The following is a 13,732-nucleotide window of genomic DNA, read 5'->3' as shown; positions in this document are numbered from 1 at the left end:
GCAGGTGTCAAGACTTGGTTTCCAGCTTTCGCGGGCCTGCTTCAGTGCCGGTTCAGGCGGTTTCGGGGGTTGCGCTCAGGTAGCTCAGCACCAGGTCACCGACCATGCGGCGGTAGTGCTCCCGGCGAGTCGGATCGAGCATGTCCCGGTCGAAGATCGCCTGGAACGTGTGCCGGTTGGCGGTCCGGAAGACGCAGAACGAGCTGATCGCCATGTGCACGTCCAGCGCGTCCACGTCCGCGCGGAACAGGCCCGCCTCCCGGCCGCGCTCCAGGATGCCGGTGAGCACTTCCAGTGCGGGCGTGCCGAGGCCGGGCAGTTCGGCGGACTTGGCCAGGTGCCTGCCGTGGTCGATGTTCTCGATGCACACCAGCCGGATGAACGCCGGATGCGACTCGTGGTGGTCGAAGGTCGACTCCGCCACTCGCCGGATCGCCTGCTTCGGAGCCAGGTCCGCCACGTCGAGTCGCTGCTCGATGCCGCGGATCGCGGCGTAGGCGCGTTCCAGCGCGGCGATGTAGAGCTGCTCCTTGCCGCCGAAGTAGTAGTAGATCATCCGCTTGGTGGTGCTGGTGCGGGCCGCGATCTCGTCCACGCGGGCTCCGGCGTAGCCCTTGTCGGCGAATTCGGCGAGGGCCACGTCCAGCAGTTCCGCCCGCGTCCGTTCGGCGTCGCGCTGCCGGGGTTCGACCGCGGGCTGCTCGGCGCCGTTGGATTCGGGCGCGGCGCGGGACGGTGATGCCACCACGTGGACTCCCTGGTCGGTACTTGGTCATCCGGTCTCGGACTGCTCGGTCTTGGGCTGATCGGTATCGGATCGGGCCGCCGGGCGAGCGGGTCCGTGCTCGATCGGCCGAGTGGAACTCGCTGGTCAACCCCGGTTTGATCCGCTCCGGTTCCGCCCACCCTAATGCGCGGTCCTTTGCCTGGGTTCCGCGCCGGGCTACTGTGTACTAGCTAGTTCGTTCATTCGTCTCCCGCTCCGGTCCGCCGGAGCGGGCGCAGGGGGTGGCTGTCATCGGCGACGTCGGCAACGGGTTGCTCACCGGACTGATCGGCGCGGGCATCGGCCCCTCGCTCAGTCCGGCCTTGCACGAACGGGAGGCCGCCGAACTCGGCTTGCGCTGCCTGTACCGCCGACTCGATCTGGACGAGCTGGGCCTGCCCGCGACGGCCGTCGGTGAACTGCTCCGGGCCGCCCGGCTCACCGGATTCACCGGGCTCAACATCACCCACCCGGCGAAACAGCTGGTCATCGAACACCTCGACGAGCTGTCCCCGGACGCGGCGGCGCTGGGCGCGGTGAACACCGTCGTGTTCGGCGAGGGCGGAGCCGTCGGTCACAACACCGACTGGTCCGGTTTCGCCCGCAGCCTCAGCCGCGGCCTGCCGGACGTGCCGCTGGACCGGGTGGTGCTGCTCGGCGCGGGCGGCGCGGGAGCCGCCGTCGCCCACGGGCTGCTCACCCTCGGCGCCGGGACGGTGCACGTGCTCGACCTGGACGCGGGCCGGGCCGAGGCCGTCGCCACATCGCTGCGCGGCCGCTTCGGCGCGGACCGGGCCGTGGCGGGCGGACTCGACGCCGGACCGGCCGCCGCGCTGGCGGCCGCCGACGGTCTGGTGCACGCCACTCCCGTCGGCATGGCCGCGCACCCCGGTCTGCCGGTGCCCGTCGAGGCGTTGCGCCCGCAGCTGTGGGTGGCCGACGTCGTGTACCGGCCGCTGGAGACCGAACTCGTCCGCACCGCGCGTGCCCGGGGCTGCCGGGTACTCGACGGTGGCGGCATGGCGGTGTTCCAAGCGGCGGACGCGTTCCGCCTGTTCACCGGGTGCGAACCGGACGCCGACCGGATGCTGCGCCACTTCGAGACGCTCGTGACCGACCCCGGAGGCCCCCGTGTCCACGTCGCCCGCTGAACGCGCCCGCTCCATCGCCACGGTCTGCCTGTCCGGCTCGCTGGAGGACAAGCTCACCGCCGCTTCCGCCGCCGGATTCGGCGGGGTGGAGATCTTCGAGAACGACCTGATCGCCTCCGCCTCCGCGCCGGAGCGGATCCGGGAACGCTGCGCGGAACTGGGCCTGTCCATCGACCTCTACCAGCCGTTCCGGGATTTCGAAGCGGTCCCGCCCGACGTGCTGCGGGCCAATCTGCGCCGCGCCGAGCGGAAGTTCGACCTGATGGCGCGGCTCGGCGCGGACACCGTGCTGGTGTGCTCCTCGGTCTCCCCGGACGCGGTGGACGACGACGATCTGGCCGCCGAGCAGCTGCGCGAACTCGCCGAGCTGGCCGCCGAACGCGGCATCCGGGTCTGCTACGAGGCGCTGGCCTGGGGACGGTTCGTGAACACCTACGAACACGCTTGGCGCATCGTGCGCCGCGCCGACCACCCGTCGCTGGGCGTGTGCCTGGACAGCTTCCACATCTTGTCGCGCGGCAGCGATCTCACCACGATCCGCACCATCCCGGCGGAGAAGTTGTTCTTCCTCCAGCTGGCCGACGCGCCCCGGCTGAACATGGACCTGTTGCAGTGGAGCAGGCATCACCGGCTCTTCCCAGGTCAAGGCGAGTTCGACCTGGCCGAGTTCGTCGGCACCGTGCTCGCCGCGGGTTACGCGGGGCCGTTGTCGCTGGAGGTTTTCAACGACGTGTTCCGGCAGTCGGACCCCGGCCCGGCGGCGGTGGACGCGATGCGTTCGCTGCTCGCGCTGGAGGAATCGGTGGCCGCCCCCGTGCACCTGCCGCCCCCTGCGGAGCTGTCCGGCCCGGCCTTCGTGGAGCTCGGCGCGGACGACTCCGGGGGCGAGCGGTTGAACTCGACGCTGGCCGCGCTCGGTTTCCGGTCGGCCGGGCGGCACCGCTCCAAGCCGGTGCGCCTGTGGGAGCAGGGCGCCGCGCGGATCTTGGTGAACACCGAACCGGACCGGCCCGAGCATCGTGGCGGTGGGGCGTTGGCCGCGCTCGGGGTGCACAGCGCGGACCCGCCCGCCTCGACCCGGCGCGCGGAAGGGCTGCTGGCGCCGGTGTTGCCTCGGTCCGCCCGGCCCGACGAGGCTGATCTGTCCTCGGTCGCCGCGCCGGACGGCACGGCGCTGTTCTTCTGCCGCACCGACGCGGACCGCGACGCGGGGTGGCTGGGCGACTTCGAGCCCGAGCAGGACGAACGGGGTCAAGACGCGGGCGTCACCGGCATCGACCACGTCGCGATGACCCAGCCGTTCGACCACTTCGACGAGGCGATCCTGTTCTACCGCTCGGTGCTGGGCCTGCGCCCCGCTCCGCCGGTGGAGTTCGCCGCACCGTTCGGCTTGGTGCGCAGCCGGATGGTGCTGGACCGGGGCGAGACGGTGCGCATCGCGCTCGATTCGGCGGTGCTGCGCAGAGGACCGTGGGCACCGGGCGTCCGGCACCCGCAACACGTGGCGCTGAGCAGCGACGACGTGTTCGCCAGCGCGCGTGCGATGCGGGAATTGGGCGCACCGGTCGTGGCGATCCCGGACAACTACTACGACGACCTGGACGCCCGCCTGGAGCTCCCACCGGACCTGCTCGCTTCCTTGCGCGAGAACTCGATCCTCTACGACCGCGACCGCCAAGGCGAATACCTGCACTTCTCGGTGGCCGTCCCGGGCTCCCGAGTCTTCTTCGAAATCGTCCAACGCATCAACGGCTACCGAGCCCGCGGCGAATCCAACGCCCCGGTCCGGATGGCGGCCCACCGCAGACGCCGCCTGGAATCCAAGTAGCCCTGCCCACCGGCGAAGCCGAACCTCCTCACCGAAGCCGTCCTTTCAGCGGCGAAGCCCACGAAGCGCGGGCAAAGCCCCGCCTGCCTGGCGGCCGAAGGCCGTGCTTTGCGGCGTAGCCGTGCTTGTGGCGGCGGAGTCCGCGAAGGGCGGGCGAAGCCCCGCTTGCTTTGCGGCCGGAGGCCGTGTTTTGCGGCGTAGCCGTGCTTGTGGCGGCGGAGTCCGCGAAGGGCGGGCGAAGCCCCGCCTGCCTCGCGGCCAAAGGCCGTGCCTGGCGGCGAAGCCGTGCCTGTATGTGCGAAGCACATAGCCCACGTCGAAAAAACGACCACCGGCGGGTTCTCAGCTGTCTTCTCGCGAGGACAGCTTTTTCCCTCGTGGCGGAGCCACTTGGGAAAAAGATCCCGCAGCGAGAAGACAGCTGAGGTTCCGCTACCCGCCCCCCACGCAGAACGAGCCGTGGAAGGTCAACCAGCCTGAGGTATACCGGCTGCTGGGGTCGTGCGCGATATACGGCGGAGCACGTCCTTGACATCCCGCTCAGCCACGTCACGATGAGTAACGAACCGAACGTTGCCGTCCATCGGCACCGCAAGCACCCCGATCTCCTGCAGCCAGTCCAAGGTGAGCCGCACATCCGGCACCGCGGCCAGCACGATGTTCGTCTGCGGCGGCGTGATGTCCCAGCCGAGTTCGGTGAGGCCGTCCGCGAGCAGCTTCGCGTGCCGGTGGTCCGCCGCCAGGGCCGATACCCGATCCAGCGCCAGCAGCCCGGCCGCGGCGAGCACTCCGCCTTGCCGGACTCCGCCGCCGAGCATTTTGCGCACCCGGCGGGCTTCGGCGACGAAGTCGCTGGTGCCCGCCACTACGGAACCCACCGGTGCGCCGAGTCCTTTGCTCAGGCAGGCCTGCACCGTGTCGACCCCGACGGTCAACGCGGCGGGCGGCAGTTCCAGGGCGGTCGCGGCGTTCCAGATCCGGGCGCCGTCGAGGTGCACGCGCAGTCCGCGGTCCCGGGCGGCCGCGGCCAGCTGGGCGTGCTCGTGCGGCGGGATGACGGCGCCGCCGGCGGCGTTGTGCGTGTTCTCCAGGCACAGCAGCGTGGTGTGCAGCGCGTCGTAGCGCCGGTCACCGTTTGCGTGCGCACGTACCGAGTCGGCGGTGGGGCGTCCCGGACCGGCGTCCCATTCGAGGGGTTCCGGCATGCCGCCGGCGAGCCACGCTGCGGAGCCGAGTTCGTGGTGCAGCACGTGCGCCCCGCGTGGCGCGAGGAACCGGTCTCCCCGTCGGAGGTGGACCGACAGCGCGATCAGATTGCCCATCGTGCCGCTGGGCACCCATAGTGCGGCGGCCGTGCCCAGCAGCTGGGCGGCCTTCTCCTCCAGCGCTCGCATCGTGGGGTCGTGGTCCAGCACGTCGTCACCGACTTCGGCTTCGGCCATCGCCGCGGCCATCCGCTTGTCGGGACGCGTGACCGTGTCGGAACGCAGATCTATGGATGCCGTTTTGGTCACGAACCGATCACACCACATCGGCAGGGGGTCGAGGCAACTGGTTGGGGGACACCGGTTCGCCCGGACGCCTTTCTTGCCCGTTCGTTCCCCGGACACCGCGATTTCCGGGAGGCCCCTGAACGGCCGGTCATCGCAGCCGTTCCATTAGGTGGACGTTGAGCTTCCGTGCACGGGGTGTCACTCCGCGCGCACCCAGCCCGGGCGGATCGGGCGCAGGCTCTAAGGTTCCTCACGCGTGCCGCCCGATTTCAGGGCCGGACGGCATGCAACCGTAGGGGCCGGTAGCACCGTCCCAGGAGTGCAAGCACGGACGAGCGGAGAGTCCGCGTGGACCAGCGCGAGGAGCAGGAGTTCGCGGAGTATTTCGCGGCTCGGCGGGAGGCGGTTCGTCGGATGGCGTACATGATGTGCGGTGACTGGCATCGCGCTGACGATCTCGCCCAGACCGCGTTCATCGCCTTGCACCGTCACTGGCGCAAGGTGCGGGACAAGGGAGCGCTCGACGCGTACGTGCGCCGGACGCTCAGCCGGGCGGTGATCGACGAGTCTCGGCGCCCGTGGCGGCGGGAGCGGTTCACCGATGTGCTGCCGGACCGGCCCGCCGAGTCCGGTTCGGTTGATGACGGCATCGCGACCCGCCAGACGCTGGTCGCCGGTTTGCGCCAGGTTCCACCGAAGCAGCGGACCGTTTTGGTGCTGCGATTCCTGGAGGGGCTCGACGTCGCCGGGGTCGCCGAGGTCATGAAGTGCAGCGAGGGCACCGTGAAGAGCCAGTCGGCCCGTGGGCTGGAGGCGCTTCGGGAGGCTTTGGGCGGCCAACTCGACGATCTTCGATCGACGTCGTGAGGAGGTGCGGCAAGTGAACGAGACAGAGCTGGAGCAGCTGTTCCAGAAGGCTGCGCGCGATGCGCCCGAGGCGTCGTTCGACGAGCAGGACGTGCTGCGCGGATCGCGCCGGGTCACGGCTCGCCGTCGCACGGCGTTCGCCGGTGGCTCGCTGGTGGCCGCGGCCGTGCTGGTGGGCGGCGTCGGTGTGGGCACCGGCATGTTCGGCGGTTCCGGGGCTCCGGTGGCGCAGGCTCCCGCGACGCCGACGCAGTCCCCGATGGGGTTGCCGCAGGCACCGGCCGATCCGAACTCCGGTACGACGCCGCGCTCCGGGCCGCTCGTCCTGAACGAGCCTGCGACCAGCGGAGGGTGCGGTTCCCCGGACGAGTCGTTGGCGAAGGCGCTGTCCGAGCGGCTTCCGGAGGCCGGTGCAACGCAGCCGACCGGCGCCGACGGTTCCTGTCCGGCCGGCGCGAAGAGCGCGGCCCTCACCATCCGGGAGGGGCCGGCGTCCGGGAAGGTGGCGGTGCTGCTCAGCCCGGCGGGCGCGCAGCCGTCCGCAGCGACGGGGCGGGCGCCGAACACGGCCGTGATCGAGATCCCGGCGAAGAGCGGCCGGACCTTGACGGTCCTCAGCGAACCGAAGGGCACCGAACACGCCCCGTACGCCGACCGCCTCCAGAACATCGCCGACACCCTCGCGCCTCGCTTCTGAGCGTCCCCCACCCGCCACTTCGCCCGGTCCCACCGGTCGAACGGGCCGTTCACCTCACACGGGTCGTGGAGTGAATTCCTCCGGGACCGGGCGAAGAGAACCTTCACCTGGGTCGGCGTCAGCCGAGTTTGGGGCGGAGCATTCGGCGGGCGGCGGCGCGGGGGTCCGGGGCGCTTTCGATGAGGGCGTTCACCACGGCCCCGTCGACCAGCGCGATCAGCTCCAGCAACCGCTCCCGCCCGACGGGCATGCCGCTGCGCGTGAGGATCTCGGCGAGCAGTTCGTGCAGCTCACCGCCCAGTTCCCGCATCAGCGGCGCCAGGTACGGCCGCCGCGGCGAGCCCACGAGCCGTTCGTAGCGCAGCAGCACCGGTTTCGTGCCGCCGTCCCGCGAGTCGTAGCCGAGCAGCAGGTCCAGCAGCAGTTCGGTCACCGCGTCCACCGTCCGCAGCTCGTCGGCGAGCTCGTCGAGCCGGGCGCGGCCGGTGGCGAGTTCGGCGCGGGCCTCGTGCTCCACGGCGGCGGCGACGAGGTCGTCGAGCGAGGTGAAGTAGTAGGTGGTGGAGGCGAGGGGCAGCCCGGCCCGTTCCGCCACGGCGCGATGCCGCACCGCTTCGAGCCCGCCTTCGGAGAGCAGCTCCACCGCCGCCTCGACCAGGGCTTGGCGGCGGCGCTCGCCTTTCGGGGTGGCCGCTGTCATGACCGCTGATCCTAGGAGCGGCGGTGAACCCGGCGCCGCCGCCCCGGATCCGGGCGGAGCCGCTACTGGCCGAGGGCGGTGCGGTGCAGCGCCGCGTAGGAGCCGTCCGCGGCCAGCAGGTCCCGGTGCGCGCCGAGCTCCACGATGCGGCCGCCGTCGACCACCGCCACCCGGTCGGCGGTCCGCGCGGTGTGCAGCCGGTGCGCGATGGCGATCACCGTGCGGCCGGTGAGCAGCGTCGACAGCGACCGCTCCAGGTCTCGGGAGCTGTCCCCGTCGAGCAGTGACGTCGCCTCGTCCAGCACCAACGTGTGCGGGTCGGCCAGCACCACCCGAGCCAGCGCGAGCTGCTGAGCCACCGCCGCGGGCACCGGATCGCCACCGGAGCCGATGACGGTGTCCAACCCGTCCGGGAGCAGCCGCGCCCATTTCGCCGCGCCCACCGTCTCCAACGCGTCGAGCAGTTCCGCGTCCCGCCACTCCCGCGACTCCGGCAGCGACAGGTTGTCCCGCAGGCTCGCGGTGAACACGTGATGTTCCTGCGTGAGCAGCACGACCTCCTGCCGGGTGCGGGCGGTGGGCAGTGCCGTGATCTCCACGTCGCCGAACGCCACCGAACCCGAGTCGGGCGCGCTGATCCCGGCGATGAGCCGCCCCAGCGTGGACTTCCCCGCTCCGGACGGCCCGACGATGACGAGCCGCTCACCGGCGGGCACGTGCAGGTCGATGCCGTGCAGGACCTCCCGGCCGGTCCGGTAGGAGAACCGCACGTCGCGCAGCACCAGGTCGTGCCCGGCCGCGCTCGCCGGGACCGGTTCGGCGCGTTCCGGCGGCGCCTGCGGCACGCCGAGGATGCGGCTGAGCGCGGCGTGGCCGAGCTGCATCTCCTCCAGCCACGCGAAGAGTTCGGCCAGCGGAGCCGACAACGTCGCCGCGTACAGCACGACCGTGGTCACCGTGCCCAGCTGGACCCAGCCCGCCTGGTAGCTCCAGCCGCCGATCAGCAGGATCGCCGCGATCGGCAGCGCGTAGGCCAGTTCCAGCGTCGGCAGGAACACCGACAGCAGCGTGCGGTGCCGCTTCTCGCCGTTGATGGCCCGGTCCAGGACCTGGTCGTTGTGCGCGCGGCGCCGCTCGGTGAGCCGCATCGAGTCGATGGTGCGGGCGCCTTGCACGGTTTCGTGGATGCTCGACTGCACGTTGGCCCAGTCCTGCAGCAGCCTGCTGATCGTCTTCGCGGCGCGCGGGAAGTACCACCGGCTCACGGCCACCAGCAGCGGCACCGCGACGAGCAGCCCGCAGGCCAGCAGCGGCGAAGTGATGATCATCGCGACGGCGGTGAGCGCGATGGTGAGCACGGCCGCAGTGAGTTCCGGTGCGGCTTCGCGCACGGTGAAGTCGAGCCGGTCCACGTCGGCAGTGGAGCGGCTGAGCAGATCACCGGTGCCCGCGTCCTCCACGGTGCCCAGCGGCAGCCGCAACGCGCGGGCCACCACGTCCTCCCGGGTCTCGGCCAGCACGGTCTCGCCGAACACGGCCGCGCGCAGCCGGGCCGCGCGGGCCAGCAGCGCGTGCACGACGAGCACCAGGAGGAACCCGGCGGCCAGCGCGTCCACCCGCCACACCTCGGTGCCCGTCGACACGGAGTCCACCAGCCGCCCGAGCAGTTGCGGGCCGATCAGACCGACCACCGTGGTCAGCCCGAACAGCAGCATCATCAGGGAGAACTCGCGGCGGTGGGCGGCGGCGGTGCGTCGCAGCCAGCGCAGCACCTCGGTCCGGTCGGCCAGCGGGAGCCTCATTCCGCTCCTCCCGTCACGTGCAGCGCCCGGTCGGCGATCGCGTGCCACAGCGGGCTCTGGGTGAGGACGATTGTGGTCCGTCCTTTCCGCAGTTCCCGGACTCGGCGCACGATGCGCGCCTCGGTGTGCGCGTCGACGGCCGAGGTCGGTTCGTCCAGCACCAGCACGTCGGCGTCGCTGCACAACGCGCGCGCCAGCAGCAGTCGTTGCCGTTGCCCACCGGACAGCGAGCGGGCCTGTTCGGTGAGCGCGCCGTCGGCGGGCAACGCGTCGAGCACGTCCTCGGCGTCGGCGGCGTGCAGGGCCGTCTCCACGAGCACCGGCGATCCCAGGTCGAGCCCGGCGCGGACCGGTCCGGCGAACAGCAGGTCCTGGTTGTGCGCCAGCACGATCCGGTCCCGAAGCACCGCGATCTCGACTTCGTCGAGCGGTACGTCCCCGGCGTGCACCCGGCCGTCCGAGGTGTGCCGGGCGAACCGCTCCGCCAGCGCCTCACCGTGCCCGGCGGCGTCGATGGCGGTGAGTTCGCCCGCTTCGGCGTGGGCGCCGGTGCGTTCGTCGACCAAGGCGAGCGGACCGATGGGCAGCGCGCGCGGCTTCGGCGGATCGGCCGGTTCCGGGCGCAGCCGCAGCAGCCCGCACGCCCGGCCGGCCGCGACCACGGCGGAAGCGAAGGTGCTCGCCGCTTCGGTGGCGGTGCGCACCGGGATCACCAGGAAGCTGGACACGCCGTAGAAGGCCACCAGTTCGCCGACGCTGATCGTCCCGCTCAGCGCCATCCGCGCGCCCAGCCACGTGACGAGCACCGTCACCAGTCCGGGCAGCAGGATCTCGGCGCCCGCCAGCCACGCGGTGACGCGTCCGGCGGCGATTCCGGCGTCCCGCACCTTCCCGCTCGCCGTGACGAACCGGGCGTGGAACCGGGCTTCGCCGCCGATGCCGCGCAGGATGCGCAGGCCGGAGACGATGTCCGCGGCCAGCGTGTTCAGGCCGGTGAGGTTCTCCCGCTGGACTTCTTCGCGGCGGCGCAGCGGGCGCAGCAGCGGGCCGATGCCCAGCGTCGCCAGCGGCACCCCGACCAGGGCCACGGCGCCCATCAGCGGGGAGATCGTCAGCAGCGCGGCGGCCGCGACGAGGAACGCCACGATGGCGCCGGCGAGCCTGGCGAGCACCTCGAACGCTTTGCCGACCTGGTAGATGTCCGAGGAGCCGACGGCCACGACCTCACCGTGGCGGACCTGCCGGGTGAGCGACCCGCCGAGCCCCGCCACGTGGTGCAGCACCACCCGTTCCGCGGAGCCCGCGCCGTGCAGCCACAGCGTGTGCGCCGTCCACCCGAGCGCCGCCGCGCCCAGCGCCTGAACGACACCGAGCCCCAGCGCCACCAGGGTCCACCCGAGCAGCGCCGAACCGTCCCGGCCCGCGATGCCCGCGTCCAGCGCGCGGCCGATGACCAGCGGCAGCACCGCGGTCGGCAGCAGCCACAACGAGCCGGTGACGGGAGCGAGGATCAGCAGTCCGGGCCGGACGCGCAGCAGCGACCACAGGAAGCGGACCGGGCCGCGCGCATCGGGAGTCATGACGCCCCGAACCTAGCTCGCCCTCGACGCCCGAGGCGACCGTTTTTCCGCGCACCTCACACCCGGCCGCCCGGTGATCGGAGCTGGTGCGTCGGGACCCCGAGGAGGCGTGCGAGCGGTGCCGCCGGGGGCGGGAAGTATCCTGGCCAGCCGTGACGGTCAAGCCCCACCTCCCGAACGTGCTCGCCCACCGCTACGCCTCGCCGGAGCTGGTCGAGCTGTGGTCCCCGCAGCACAAGGTCGTGCTGGAACGCCAGCTGTGGCTGGCGGTGCTGCGCGCGCAGGCGGACCTCGGCGTCGACGTGCCGGAGGGCGCGGTCGCCGACTACGAGCGCGTCATCGACCAGGTAGACCTGGATTCCATCGCCGAGCGCGAGCGGCAGACCAGGCACGACGTGAAGGCCCGCATCGAGGAGTTCAACGCCCTCGCCGGGCACGAGCACGTGCACAAGGGCATGACCTCCCGCGACCTCACCGAGAACGTCGAGCAGTTGCAGGTCCGCCGCAGCTTGGAGCACGTGCGCGACCGCACGGTGGCGGTGCTGGGCAGGCTCGCGCGGCTGGCGGCGCAGCACGGCGAGCTGGTGATGGCGGGCCGTTCGCACAACGTCGCCGCGCAGGCCACGACGCTGGGCAAGCGCTTCGCGACGGCCGCCGACGAGCTGCTCGTCGCGTTCGGCAGGCTCGAAGACCTGCTGGCGCGCTACCCGCTGCGCGGCGTGAAGGGGCCGGTCGGCACTTCGCAGGACATGCTGGACCTGCTCGGCGACGCGGGGAAGCTCGCAGACCTGGAAGGCCGGATCACCGATCACCTCGGGTTCGGCAAGGTCCTCACCAGCGTCGGCCAGGTGTATCCGCGGTCGCTGGACTTCGAGGTGCTCACCGCGTTGTCGCAGTTGGCGGCGGCGCCGTCCTCGGTGGCGAAGACGATCCGGTTGATGGCGGGGCACGAGCTGGTCACCGAGGGCTTCCAGCCGGGCCAGGTCGGTTCGAGCGCCATGCCGCACAAGATGAACACCCGTTCCTGCGAGCGCGTCAACGGCCTGTCCGTGGTGCTGCGCGGGTACGTGTCGATGGCCGGTGAGCTGGCCGGGGACCAGTGGAACGAGGGCGACGTGTCCTGCTCGGTGGTGCGCCGCATCGCGCTGCCGGACGCGTTCTTCGCGTTCGACGGGTTGCTGGAGACGTTCCTGACGGTGCTCGATGAGTTCGGCGCCTACCCGGCGGTGGTGTCCCGCGAGCTGGACCGCTACCTGCCGTTCCTGGCGACGACGAAGGTGCTGATGGCCGCCGTGCGCGCCGGGGTGGGCCGGGAAACGGCGCACGAGGCGATCAAGGAGAACGCGGTCGCGGTGGCGTTGGCGATGCGGGAGCAGGGAATCGAGCGCAACGACCTGCTGGACCGGCTCGCCGCCGACGACCGGCTGCCGCTGGACCAGGCGGACCTGGAGAAGCTGCTCGCCGACCGGCTCTCGTTCACCGGTGCGGCGTCCGATCAGGTCACCGCGATCGTCGCCGCCGTCGATGACGTCCTCTCCCGCTACCCGGAGGCAGCGGCCTACACCCCGTCCCCGATCCTCTGACCGAGCCCTGTCGTCGGATTCTTCTGCTTCGGTGCCCGGGTAGCGGAACCTCAGCGGCCTTCTCGCTGCGGGATCGATTTCGCAAGTGGCTCCGCCACGAGCGAAATCGCTGTCCGCGAGAAGACCGCTGAGGACCCGCCGGTGGTCCTGCTGCGTGCGTGGTCGCCGCTGATCGGCTTCGCCACTGGCAAGATCAACTGATCAAGGGCTCGTGGCGTACCGGAACCCGCGAGATCAAAGACGGGCTTCGAGGGGAGCCGCCACATCCGCCGGGGTGCGCCCGGTCGTCGCCGGTCAGGGCGGGTGGGAGAGAATCACGGCGTGGTCGCACTCTCCGATTACCCGCAGATCGCCGCGGGCAAGGTTCGCCAGCTGCACGCCGTGGACGACGAACACCTGCTGATGGTGGCGTCGGACCGCATCTCGGCCTACGACCACGTGCTGGACACGCCGATCCCGGACAAGGGCCGGGTGCTCACGGCGATGAGCGTGTTCTGGTTCGACCTGCTGGCCGATGTGGTGCCGAACCACGTCGTCGCCGCCGACGACCCGCGGATCCCCGCCGAGGTGCGCGGCCGCGCGCTGCTGGTGCGCAGGCTGGAGATGCTGCCGGTGGAGTGCGTAGCCCGCGGCTACCTCACCGGTTCCGGCCTGGTCGATTACCGCGCCACGGGCGCGGTGTGCGGCGTGGAACTGCCGGGCGGGTTGACCGAGGCCTCGAAGCTGCCGGAGCCGATCTTCACCCCGGCGACGAAGGCGGAACTGGGCTCGCACGACGAGAACGTCAGCTTCGACGCCGTCGCCGCCGAGGTCGGCCGGGATCGCGCCGAGCAGCTGCGGGAGCTCACGCTGCGGGTGTACGGCCGCGCGGCGGAGCACGCGGAGAGCCGTGGTGTGATCCTCGCCGACACCAAGTTCGAGTTCGGCCTCGGCGCCGAGGGCCTGGTGCTGGGCGATGAGGTCCTCACCCCGGATTCCTCGCGGTTCTGGCCCGCCGACGGCCACGAACCGGGCCGGGTGCAGCCGTCGTTCGACAAGCAGTACGTGCGGAACTGGCTGACCTCGCCGGAGTCCGGTTGGGATCGGGCCGCGGACACGCCTCCGCCGCCGCTGCCGGAGGAGGTCGTCGCCGCCACCCGCGCCCGTTACGTCGAGGCGTACGAGCGGATCACCGGCCGCGACCTCGCGGAGTGGCCGTCGCCTGCTCGATGATCCTGCGGGATCAGTGATTTCAACCGGCCGGTGATATCAGCGACGCGAACCCG

Annotated in this window: 11 protein-coding genes; 6 read left to right on the top strand and 5 right to left on the bottom strand. The window is 71.6% G+C overall.

Annotation, left to right across the window (positions count from 1 at the left end; translation table 11 throughout):
• Positions 1 to 52: 52 nt before the first annotated feature.
• Positions 53 to 649 carry a TetR/AcrR family transcriptional regulator gene (locus H2Q94_RS29435; protein WP_243795984.1) on the bottom strand — a complete coding sequence of 199 codons (597 nt, stop codon included), beginning with the start codon at positions 647 to 649 and terminating at the stop codon, positions 53 to 55.
• A 359-nt stretch (positions 650 to 1,008) separates the two neighbouring features.
• On the opposite strand from H2Q94_RS29435, the gene H2Q94_RS29430 reads away from it, so the two are divergent.
• Positions 1,009 to 1,917 (top strand): shikimate dehydrogenase, encoded by a 909-nt coding sequence (locus H2Q94_RS29430; RefSeq protein ID WP_243790376.1) that lies wholly within the window; start codon positions 1,009 to 1,011, stop codon positions 1,915 to 1,917.
• Positions 1,898 to 3,745: a bifunctional sugar phosphate isomerase/epimerase/4-hydroxyphenylpyruvate dioxygenase family protein gene (locus H2Q94_RS29425; protein ID WP_243790375.1), complete on the top strand. Its 1,848-nt coding sequence runs from the start codon at positions 1,898 to 1,900 to the stop codon at positions 3,743 to 3,745. Before H2Q94_RS29430 ends, H2Q94_RS29425 begins: the two co-directional genes overlap by 20 nt.
• 467 nt (positions 3,746 to 4,212) lie before the next feature.
• Here H2Q94_RS29425 and H2Q94_RS29420 read toward each other — a convergent pair whose 3' ends face one another.
• Positions 4,213 to 5,259, bottom strand: a complete 1,047-nt coding sequence (locus H2Q94_RS29420; protein WP_243790374.1) for a threonine aldolase family protein — start codon at positions 5,257 to 5,259, stop codon at positions 4,213 to 4,215.
• Positions 5,260 to 5,586: 327 nt separating this feature from the next.
• Between H2Q94_RS29420 and H2Q94_RS29415 the strand changes: the two genes are divergently transcribed.
• A complete protein-coding gene (locus H2Q94_RS29415) occupies positions 5,587 to 6,105 on the top strand; it encodes a SigE family RNA polymerase sigma factor (protein ID WP_243790373.1) in 519 nt (172 codons plus the stop codon).
• A 13-nt stretch (positions 6,106 to 6,118) separates the two neighbouring features.
• The gene (locus tag H2Q94_RS29410; protein WP_243790372.1) at positions 6,119 to 6,802 is read left to right on the top strand and encodes a hypothetical protein; all 684 of its coding nucleotides are present in this window, start codon (positions 6,119 to 6,121) and stop codon (positions 6,800 to 6,802) included.
• A gap of 118 nt (positions 6,803 to 6,920) precedes the next feature.
• Here H2Q94_RS29410 and H2Q94_RS29405 read toward each other — a convergent pair whose 3' ends face one another.
• The 3 genes from H2Q94_RS29405 to H2Q94_RS29395 form a co-directional block, all read right to left on the bottom strand.
• Positions 6,921 to 7,502 (bottom strand): TetR/AcrR family transcriptional regulator, encoded by a 582-nt coding sequence (locus H2Q94_RS29405; RefSeq protein WP_243790371.1) that lies wholly within the window; start codon positions 7,500 to 7,502, stop codon positions 6,921 to 6,923.
• 62 nt (positions 7,503 to 7,564) lie between these two features.
• Positions 7,565 to 9,304, bottom strand: coding sequence for an ABC transporter ATP-binding protein (locus H2Q94_RS29400; protein WP_243790370.1), 1,740 nt, complete (start codon positions 9,302 to 9,304; stop codon positions 7,565 to 7,567).
• Positions 9,301 to 10,884, bottom strand: coding sequence for an ABC transporter ATP-binding protein (locus tag H2Q94_RS29395; RefSeq protein WP_243790369.1), 1,584 nt, complete (start codon positions 10,882 to 10,884; stop codon positions 9,301 to 9,303). Before H2Q94_RS29395 ends, H2Q94_RS29400 begins: the two co-directional genes overlap by 4 nt.
• 152 nt (positions 10,885 to 11,036) lie before the next feature.
• On the opposite strand from H2Q94_RS29395, the gene purB reads away from it, so the two are divergent.
• A complete protein-coding gene (gene purB, locus H2Q94_RS29390) occupies positions 11,037 to 12,467 on the top strand; it encodes an adenylosuccinate lyase (RefSeq protein ID WP_243790368.1) in 1,431 nt (476 codons plus the stop codon).
• Positions 12,468 to 12,788: 321 nt separating this feature from the next.
• On the top strand, positions 12,789 to 13,679 hold the full coding sequence (locus tag H2Q94_RS29385; protein ID WP_243790367.1) for a phosphoribosylaminoimidazolesuccinocarboxamide synthase: 891 nt from the start codon (positions 12,789 to 12,791) through the stop codon (positions 13,677 to 13,679).
• Positions 13,680 to 13,732 lie beyond the last annotated feature (53 nt).

Source organism: Saccharopolyspora gloriosae, assembly GCF_022828475.1.
GTDB classification, from domain to species: domain Bacteria; phylum Actinomycetota; class Actinomycetes; order Mycobacteriales; family Pseudonocardiaceae; genus Saccharopolyspora_C; species Saccharopolyspora_C gloriosae_A.
This window is presented reverse-complemented; position numbering and strand designations above follow the sequence as displayed.